The sequence below is a fragment of the Paenarthrobacter sp. PPS72 genome, from assembly GCF_048537125.1.
Lineage (GTDB): Bacteria > Actinomycetota > Actinomycetes > Actinomycetales > Micrococcaceae > Arthrobacter > Arthrobacter nitroguajacolicus_E.
The window spans coordinates 170253-178482 of record NZ_JBLYIE010000004.1; the positions used below are offsets into that span (position 1 = coordinate 170253).

An 8230-nucleotide genomic window follows, 5' to 3' on the forward strand; every position below is an offset into this window, starting at 1 on the left:
AGTCACCACTGACAGTGTTGGCCGGAACAGCGCCAGCCCGGGCGGGGACCCGCAACGCGGGGTTATGAGGCCAGGCAGGAACAAGCGCATCAGATACCCCTGCGCCCGCTCCACTTTCCCCAGTCAGCTCCATGAATAAACCATGTCACCAGGCACCGACATTATTAGCTCAGCCTGAAGACTCGGGGTGCAGAGCCGGCCTGAAGACTCGGGGTGCTGCAGAGCCGCGCACGGAGAACTAGTCCGGGAGTTCCGGAGGCGCTTAGCAGCCTGCGGGGACAGCTGGGACTCCGGCACCCAGAGCACCTGCATAAACCCGTCCGGATTACTGTCCGTGGATCAGCCATTGTGCCGCGCGGATAATGGCTTCGTCGCTGCCCTCAGTTCGCAAACCCCCGATGTCCGAGCGTGTTACTGCTGCCCCTTCGAAGAGGCTTACGATCGCGGCAGCGACACCTTGGAGTTCCGGTTCCGGCAAGCCGGGCCTTCCTCGTCGGACTACGCCGGCGACGTGGGCTGCATACTGCGCATAAAAGCTTCGCAGAGCACTCGCCGCTTGCTGGTCCGCGGCCGCCAGTGCCCAGATCTCCAAGTGCATCTTTACGCCTTCAAGGGATGAGTGTTCGTGCAGCAGCGCCGTCAAGAGCCGACGGGAATCATCCCGGGTCAGGCCTGCAGCCGCTCCGGCGCCAAGGTTGAGTCCGGTCCCTTCGTTAAGCCGCGTCAACGAGCGCTCGAGGCTTCTCTCGAGGACAGCCCGGATCAGGTCCGCCCTTGCAGGGAAGTAATGCTGCAAGTGGCCTATCCGAACGCCGGCGGCTGCGGCGAAATCCCGCATGGCAGCATTGGCGTTGCCCTTGGTGACCAATACTTCTTCCGCAGCGTCAAGGAGCGCCGCCTTTCGCAGGGCGCCCTTGCTTTCGGTCATGACCTCAATATTGTCACACCGTGTATTTCAAGTTCTTTGAGCCGGGATGCGGGTTCCGGTACGGATTCGGGGAAAGAAACGCCGGGCTGCGCGCCCTCCGCGAGAACCGTGCGCAGCCCCAGCAACCCACCCAGCGCAGTGAGATGCGCTTGGCCTTGCGGATCGGAAATAACGGCAGTTCGTGTTCCGACCGGACCTTTAACATCCACACGGACATGGGCCGTTCCACCGGCGCCGGGCGAGTACAGCAAGGAGCGACGCAGCGGTGCCCACCGGTCCCCACTACCCCAGCGGAACAGTCCCGCTGCACGCGCGGCGAGTAACGCCGTCGTGGACGTATTGGAACTGAACCCGATCCGGGTTGCCACCGAGCCCGCTCCGATTGTCAGCGGCAAAGTGAACTGTTCAGGAGTGTCCAGCCGCGCCACTTTGGTGCGGTGTCCGGCGATGTCCACCCAGCGCGCGTCAGTCAGGGGACGTACGACGGCGGCCTGGCCGCCTTTGCGTATTTCAAAGTCCAGTCCCAGCCGGTCCATGAAGTCCACTGAATCAACTCCGGCCTTGTCGTTGATGTCGTAACGGATGGCGACATCGATCTGGTCCCCACCACCGGCATCCTGGGCCAAAGCTGCTGCGACGACGTTGGTGACTCCGCCCATCCAACCCGAGCTCAGCAATACGGGAGCGGTTGGCTGCATGAGGGTTGCCCGGGTGAGTGCCCTGGTGACTCGGCTGGTCCAGCGCGTGACGTCAACGTAGGGAATGCCGGCGCTGACCGCGGCGCGGAGCACCCTGTCATCGGGATCATTGACGGCGCTGATGACTGCTCTGACCTTGGCGGTGAAAGGCTCCGCTTGGCTGAGGTCCCATTTCTGCAGCGTTACGTTTCCGCTGGCCAGATGTTTGCCCCGCTCAGGGTTCCGGCCGGTGAGGAGCAGGGGCCATTCGGCTGCAGCGAGTTGGGTCAGGGCTGTACCGACGGTGCCGTAGCCGCCCACGATCAGTACTGGGCCAGTGGTGTCGAGTTCAAGGAGATGGTTCATAAAATTGATTCTAGGTCATATGACCTATTTTCTCGTCAACATCAACCATTGGCGGCAAGAGATAAGTATGCTTAGGAAATGAGCAACCGTGCCTCACTACCGAAAGCCTCGGTGCTGGACACCGCAGCCTTCCTCGCCGACGTCTTCCTTCCCACCGTGGCAAAGGGTCCCATCAAGAGAAGGCCGCGGATGGAAGCCGCGTCTGAGCGCTTGGGCCTGGACGGAAGGGCCGTCTCGCGCATGCGGAGCCTCCAGCTCAAATACCCCGATGGTCCCGTTCTTCTCCGCTTGCCGTTCCGGAGCCAGGCCGTGGCACTGCGACCCTCCGAAGTGCACCGGATCCTTGAAAACTCCCCCGAACCCTTCTCGCCGGCCAGCAGTGAAAAGCGGGGGGCGCTGGCACACTTTGAACCCCGGAATGTGTTGATTTCGACGGGCACGGAACGATCAATCCGGCGCGCACTTCAGGAACAAGCCCTGGACACGGACAGCCCTGTTCATCACCTTGCCGATCACTTTCTCCCGGTCATCCGGGAGGAGATGGATCAACTGCTTTCCGGCCTTCCCAGCGATCAACAACTCGACTGGGAGAGGTTTTCAGCCGCCTGGGAGCGCGTAGTCCGGCGCGTCGTTTTCGGCAACAGCGCTGCGGACGACGTCGAACTGACCCGCAAGCTCACCCGCCTGCGCAAGGACGCCAACTGGTCTGCCATCAAAGTGACCCGAACCAAGACACGCGCTGCCTTCCTGACAACAGTCCGGAAAAGAATGCTTGCCGCCGACCCCGGCAGCCTGGCGCACGCACTGAAAGATCATGATCCATCCCCGGCAGCCGCACCTGTGGACCAAATTCCCCAATGGCTTTTCGCTCTTGATCCAGCGGGAATGGCCACGTTCCGCACACTGGCCCTCCTTGCGTCCCACAAAAACCAGCTCGGGAAGGCGCAGCAGGAGCTGGCTGAGGACACGTCCGGGCACAAACACCTGCCCTATCTCAGGGCCTGCGTCCTGGAGTCGCTACGGCTTTGGCCCACAACTCCCATGATCCTGCGGCAAACCACGCGGGAGGTTCAGTGGGGAGGGGGAATCATGCCCGCTAAGTGCGGCGTCCTGGTTTTTGCCCCGTACTTCCACAGGGACAGCCAGCTACTGCCCCACGCAGACCTATTCCACCCGGAGCTGTGGCTCGATCAGGGCACAGTTGAGGGAGACCGCCCCGGCCAAGGCAAAGACTGGGCACTGGTCCCCTTCAGCGAAGGGCCAGTACGCTGCCCCGGCCGCCAGCTCGTCCTCTTGCTGACCAGTGCCACCCTGGCACGGTTCATTGAAGAGACGGACTTTCGCCTCAGCGATCCAGGTCGGCTGGGACCTGACATCGGACTGCCCTCAAATCTCAACCCGTTCTCGCTTCGCTTCACAGTCCTGAAGAGGGATGCGACTGCGTAGAAAACTGTGACGTGAACTGTAGCTGCGCCAGGAAGACCGCTTCAGCCAGTACCGCGTTTCTGAACTCGCCAAGGTGGACCGATTCGTTGGCACCGTGGGCACGGGAATCCGGGTCCTCCGCCCCGGTAATCAGGATGGAACAGCCGGGCTGCTCTTCGGCGAGCGCCGCCGCAAACGGTATGGATCCCCCAACGCCCATCATGACGGCGTCGGAGCCCCAGGCTGTTTCCAAGGACCAGACGGCGAAACACTTTCTGGTCCATATCCAGTCCCGTTTTGGGATGCCACACCGGTCCCTCTACTGCCACGGAGCCGTCATCGTGGTGGAAGCTGGCCATGAGCTTCGCCAGCACGGTCAGCGCATCAACCACCGGCCCGCCATATGTTCCGGAATGCAGAGCGTGGTCGAGGACGCGAATTCGAATGGTGCCATCCACCAAGCCCCTGAGCTGGCGGTAAGGGCAGGCGTTCGAACCTTCCAACTCCCCGAATCCGCCACGATGGCTGCCTGCGCACGGAGCTCGCTCCCGTGGTCCTTGAACATCCCGGAAAGCGTCGGCGATCCCGATTCTTCCTCCCCTTCGATGAAAATGCTGAGGCCCGGACCGTACCCGGATCCGAGCACCGACTCCACCGCCTGAACGGCCGCGAGGTGCATGACGATGTCTGCCTTATCGTCCGCCACACCCCGCCCGAAGAGCCGGGCGTCACGCGCAACCGGCTCAAAGGGTGGCGCTGCCCAGGCTTCTCTTGGACCGGCAGGTTGCACATCGTGGTGGGCGTAGAGCAAAACCGTGGCGGGCAGCGCTCAGCTCCAACAGCTCCCGGTCAAAGCCGGGCCATGCCACTCCCGGTATCCAGGTGCTGTTGGAGTGTCATTGGTGATTCACCTTGCGCCTAAAGGGGTACGGAGAAGGAGAGTTCGATGAATGGATTGTAAGTTTACTTATCTTTCATTGCCGAGAAGACATGCTGCGAAAGAATGGAGGACCCATGGACCAGAATGAAGCACCGCTGCTGGACGCACTGGCCGAGTACCACCGACTGGACCGCTACGGCTTCACTCCGCCCGGCCATCGCCAGGGACGCGGCACCGATCCCAGGATCCTGGAGGTTATGGGCTTGGATTCATTCCGTTCGGATGTGCTCTCCACTGCCGGTGTGGATGACCGCCAATCCTCCGGCGAATACCTCAGCAAAGCCGAGGAACTCATGGCCGAGGCCGTGGGCGCTGACAAAGCATTCTTTTCGACGTGCGGCAGCTCCCTCTCAGTCAAGGCCTCCATCTTGGCGGTGACCAAGGGCAGCGGCGATCTGTTGATTGGTCGCGACGCACATAAATCGGTGGTGGCTGGAATTATCCTGTCCGGCCTGCAGCCACGTTGGATCCGGCCGCGATGGGACCGCGACCTGCACATTGCCCATCCGCCATCCCCTGAGGAAGTGGAGAAAATGTGGCAGCGCTACCCGGACGCTGCGGCAGCGCTCATCACCAGCCCCACTCCTTACGGGACGTGCGCCGACATTGAGAAAATCGCCGAAATCTGCCATTCCCGCGGAAAGCCGCTCATCATCGATGAGGCCTGGGGTGCGCACCTGCCGTTCCATGATCGACTCCCCACCTGGGCGATGGACGCCGGCGCCGATATTTGCGTGGTCAGCGTCCACAAGATGGGCATGGGGTTGGAACAGGGATCCATCTACCACCTCCAGGGCAACCTGGTGGATCCGGTCAGGCTCAGCCAGTGCGCGGACCTGCTCTCCACCACCAGCGCCAACGTGATGATTTACGCGGCTATCGATGGATGGCGCAGGCAAATGGTCCAGCAAGGGCAGGGTCTGCTGGAGAAGGCACTGACACTTACCGACAGCCTGCGAAGCGATATTGATGCACTGGACGGGCTTCACGTCCTGGGACCCGAGCTCATCAAGGATGAGGCATCCCACGACTTTGATCCGCTTCACGTCCTGATAGACCTGGGAGAGCTTGGTATCAGCGGGTATCAGGCGGCGGACTGGCTGCGCGCCAACTGCAGGATAGACGTTGGCCTCAATGATCACCGCAGGATCGAGGCAACCCTGTCCCAGTCCGACGACGAAGAAACCAGCGAGCGCTTATTGGCAGGCCTGCGCCAACTCATCGATGCCGCTCCGCAGATGCCGAAGCCGTCCAAGGTCCAGCTACCGGAACCGGAGGACCTGGAGATGGAAACTGTCGTGCTCCCAAGGGATGCCTTCTTTGGCCCGGTCGAAAACGTGCCGGCTGAAGAAGCTGCCGGCCGCATCGCAGCAGAGCAGATCACCCCGTACCCTCCGGGCGTGCCGGCAGTTCTCCCTGGGGAACGAATCAACGCAGCAGTGGTGGATTACCTGCGCTCGGGAAGTGCAGCAGGGATGGTGCTCCCGGATCCGGCCGACCCGTCAGTGAAAACCATCAGGGTGGTGGCGCATCATAGGGACGAGTAACAGCAACCCTGTAGCTGAGCGGGAACCGGGAGTAGGCTGCTTGGTATCTGCCGGAGCAATACCCTGAGTACGCAAAGGAGAGATCGTGACACTTCCTCCAACCCACGAGCCGGAGCCATTTCCCCCGGATCCCGGACCTGTACCGCCACCACCGGATCCCACCACCCCGTTCCCACCGAGCCCCATCCCGGACCCGAATCCCACTCCTGGCCCATCGCCGGTTCCTGATCCCGGGCCCGTTCCGCCGCATCCTGATCCGACCCACTAGCCGGCCCCTTCACCAGCGACGCGTCTCCACACCAGAGAAATAGTCAGTAGGCTTATGTTTGATCACGTCGGCTGACCGATGCGAACGAACAGGAGCCCACCATGACGTCGTCCAAGCAAACCGCGCCAGTTAACGTCCGCAGGCAATACAAGCCCGAACTCTGGAAAGATTCCTTGGGCCGGGCGTCCGTGCGGGCAGCTCAGATACTGCTCATACTGACCCTCACGGTGGTGGCGATCTTTGGACTGCTACAAATCCGGCTGCTTGTCATCCCGGTGCTCATCGCACTGATTCTGGCGGCGGCAATCGGCCCCTTCGTCAATATGTTGCGACGGCGAGGATGGCGCGGCGGCTTGGCCACCGGCGTCGCCTTCCTGGGCCTATTGATAGTGCTCGGCGGCGTTATCACCGTCATCGTGCTGTCGGTCCGCAGCCAATGGGACGAGCTGATCAGTCAGGCAGCGCGGGGGGTGGACGAACTCGAGAACTTCCTGCTGACCGGGCCCTTCCCGATTGACCGGGAGCAAATGAACCAGGCACGTGAAGCCGTGGTGGAATTCGCCCAGAGCAGCCAAGTACGTTCCGGCGCAGTAACCGGATTGTCAGTGGTCACCGAGTTCCTGGCCGGCGCAAGCCTGGTGATAGTCATCCTGTTCTTCTTCCTCAAGGACGGCGCCAAAATTTGGGAATTCTTCCTCCGTCCCTTCAAAGGCACGCGCGAAGCCAAGCTTCGCCGCGTGGGCAAGCGCACCATGGAGGTCCTGGGTGGCTACGTCCGGGGAACGGCGATCGTAGCGCTGGTGGACACGGTGGCCATAGGTGCCGCACTGCTCCTCATGCAGGTTCCACTGGCAGTCCCCTTGGCCATCATCGTCTTCATCGGCGCGTTTATCCCCCTGGTAGGCGCAACAGTGGCGGGCATCCTGGCGGCCTTGGTGGCGCTCGTGGCCAATGGGCCAATCGTGGCGCTGATCGTGGTCATTGTTGTGATCGCCGTCAACCAGCTCGAAGGTGATCTGCTCCAGCCGGTCGTCATGGGCAAATCCTTGGAGCTCCACGCGCTGGTCATCCTTATGGCCTTGACCGCAGGCACCATTCTCGCCGGAATCATCGGCGCCGTCCTTGCGGTACCCATCGCCGCCGTTACGTGGGCCATCATCCAAGTCTGGACGGCGGAAGACCCGGATCTGGAACCCATGAATCCGGATCTGCCGCCCGCCAACAGCCAGCCGACGTAACGTCCGGCGAATTACCGCCTAGCCCAGCGCCTTCTTGATCAGTTCGACGATCCTTGCCTCCACCTCAGGCGTGATTTCCGTGAGAGCGAAGGACGTGGGCCACATGGCTCCGTCGTCCAGCTTCGCGTTCTCTTCGAAGCCGAGCGTTGCGTACCGAGCCTTGAATTTGTGGGAGCTCTGGAAGAAGACGATGTTCTTTCCGTCCCTGGCATAGGCCGGCATGCCGTACCAGGTTTTGGGGGTGAGCTCCGGGGCGTGCTCCTTGACGATTGCGTGGAGGCGTTCGGCCATGAGCTTGTCCGACTCGGGCATCTCAGCGATCTTGGCCATGACATCGGCCTCGCCGTCCACCTTGGACGCCTTCTTGCGTGGGGCCTTCTTTAGCTCCTGCGCGCGCTCCTTCATTGCGGCGCGTTCTTCTTCAGTGAAGCCGTCGTAGGACTTCGCTTTATCAGTTGTTCCGGACTCAGCCATGGCGTTCTCTCCCCTGGTCTTGTGACTTGATACCCCTAACGGTAGGGCGCCACCACATGTGCGGCTTCTCCGAAACTGCTCGATTAGCCTGCGGCTATTACCTGCGCTCATTAGCACTGCGGGAGTCTTGAGGTTTTCTTGAGGAACTGTTGACCGAACACAGGATTTGTTCTTGATCCTGGCCCGGCACAGTAGTTCTTGTCAGCCAGAGAGGCTGGAAAAGAACGGCCGGCCGGACCCACGGTGGCCTCCCGAAAGGACCATACTCAGATGGCCATCAGCCTCAAGACCACCTCCGGCAAGATCCTCGCCTCCGTCGCACTGATCGGCACCGCAGCCGCAGTTGCAGGCATGGGCACCTACGGCG

The 8230-nt window shown here is 61.7% G+C and carries 7 protein-coding genes and 2 pseudogenes; 3 read left to right on the plus strand and 6 right to left on the minus strand.

Annotated features, from left to right (window positions below):
* Positions 1 to 325 precede the first annotated feature (325 nt).
* Together ACLRGI_RS02170 and ACLRGI_RS02175 are read right to left on the minus strand one after the other, a co-directional pair.
* A complete protein-coding gene (locus ACLRGI_RS02170) occupies positions 326 to 928 on the minus strand; it encodes a TetR/AcrR family transcriptional regulator (RefSeq protein ID WP_419200077.1) in 603 nt (200 codons plus the stop codon).
* Positions 925 to 1971, minus strand: a complete 1047-nt coding sequence (locus ACLRGI_RS02175; RefSeq protein WP_419200078.1) for a saccharopine dehydrogenase family protein — start codon at positions 1969 to 1971, stop codon at positions 925 to 927. Before ACLRGI_RS02175 ends, ACLRGI_RS02170 begins: the two co-directional genes overlap by 4 nt.
* A 78-nt stretch (positions 1972 to 2049) precedes the next feature.
* Between ACLRGI_RS02175 and ACLRGI_RS02180 the strand changes: the two genes are divergently transcribed.
* The gene (locus tag ACLRGI_RS02180) at positions 2050 to 3417 is read left to right on the plus strand and encodes a cytochrome P450 (protein WP_419200079.1); all 1368 of its coding nucleotides are present in this window, start codon (positions 2050 to 2052) and stop codon (positions 3415 to 3417) included.
* Here ACLRGI_RS02180 and ACLRGI_RS02185 read toward each other — a convergent pair.
* From ACLRGI_RS02185 to ACLRGI_RS02195, 3 genes and pseudogenes are all read right to left on the minus strand, one after another.
* The gene (locus tag ACLRGI_RS02185; protein ID WP_419200201.1) at positions 3386 to 3649 is read right to left on the minus strand and encodes a hypothetical protein; all 264 of its coding nucleotides are present in this window, start codon (positions 3647 to 3649) and stop codon (positions 3386 to 3388) included. The genes ACLRGI_RS02180 and ACLRGI_RS02185 overlap by 32 nt on opposite strands.
* Positions 3650 to 3779: 130 nt before the next feature.
* Positions 3780 to 3854 (minus strand): annotated as a pseudogene (locus ACLRGI_RS02190) (hypothetical protein); the annotation flags it as partial.
* A gap of 50 nt (positions 3855 to 3904) precedes the next feature.
* A pseudogene (locus tag ACLRGI_RS02195) lies at positions 3905 to 4207 on the minus strand (M20/M25/M40 family metallo-hydrolase); the annotation flags it as partial.
* Between the two features lie 203 nt (positions 4208 to 4410).
* On the opposite strand from ACLRGI_RS02195, the gene ACLRGI_RS02200 reads away from it, so the two are divergent.
* Both ACLRGI_RS02200 and ACLRGI_RS02205 read left to right on the plus strand, forming a co-directional pair.
* Positions 4411 to 5883 (plus strand): aminotransferase class I/II-fold pyridoxal phosphate-dependent enzyme, encoded by a 1473-nt coding sequence (locus ACLRGI_RS02200; protein WP_419200080.1) that lies wholly within the window; start codon positions 4411 to 4413, stop codon positions 5881 to 5883.
* A gap of 369 nt (positions 5884 to 6252) precedes the next feature.
* Positions 6253 to 7389 (plus strand): AI-2E family transporter, encoded by a 1137-nt coding sequence (locus ACLRGI_RS02205; protein ID WP_419200081.1) that lies wholly within the window; start codon positions 6253 to 6255, stop codon positions 7387 to 7389.
* A gap of 18 nt (positions 7390 to 7407) precedes the next feature.
* Here the strand turns inward: ACLRGI_RS02205 and ACLRGI_RS02210 are convergent, their stop codons facing one another.
* The gene (locus tag ACLRGI_RS02210; RefSeq protein ID WP_419200082.1) at positions 7408 to 7863 is read right to left on the minus strand and encodes an iron chaperone; all 456 of its coding nucleotides are present in this window, start codon (positions 7861 to 7863) and stop codon (positions 7408 to 7410) included.
* Positions 7864 to 8230: the final 367 nt, after the last annotated feature.

Bases quoted from the DNA above. Each gene is read 5' to 3' on its own strand.
- ACLRGI_RS02170 (WP_419200077.1), bottom strand. From the start codon at position 928: ATGACCGAAAGCAAGGGCGCCCTGCGAAAGGCGGCGCTCCTTGACGCT.
- ACLRGI_RS02175 (WP_419200078.1), bottom strand. From the start codon at position 1,971: ATGAACCATCTCCTTGAACTCGACACCACTGGCCCAGTACTGATCGTG.
- ACLRGI_RS02180 (WP_419200079.1), top strand. From the start codon at position 2,050: ATGAGCAACCGTGCCTCACTACCGAAAGCCTCGGTGCTGGACACCGCA.
- ACLRGI_RS02200 (WP_419200080.1), top strand. From the start codon at position 4,411: ATGGACCAGAATGAAGCACCGCTGCTGGACGCACTGGCCGAGTACCAC.
- ACLRGI_RS02205 (WP_419200081.1), top strand. From the start codon at position 6,253: ATGACGTCGTCCAAGCAAACCGCGCCAGTTAACGTCCGCAGGCAATAC.
- ACLRGI_RS02210 (WP_419200082.1), bottom strand. From the start codon at position 7,863: ATGGCTGAGTCCGGAACAACTGATAAAGCGAAGTCCTACGACGGCTTC.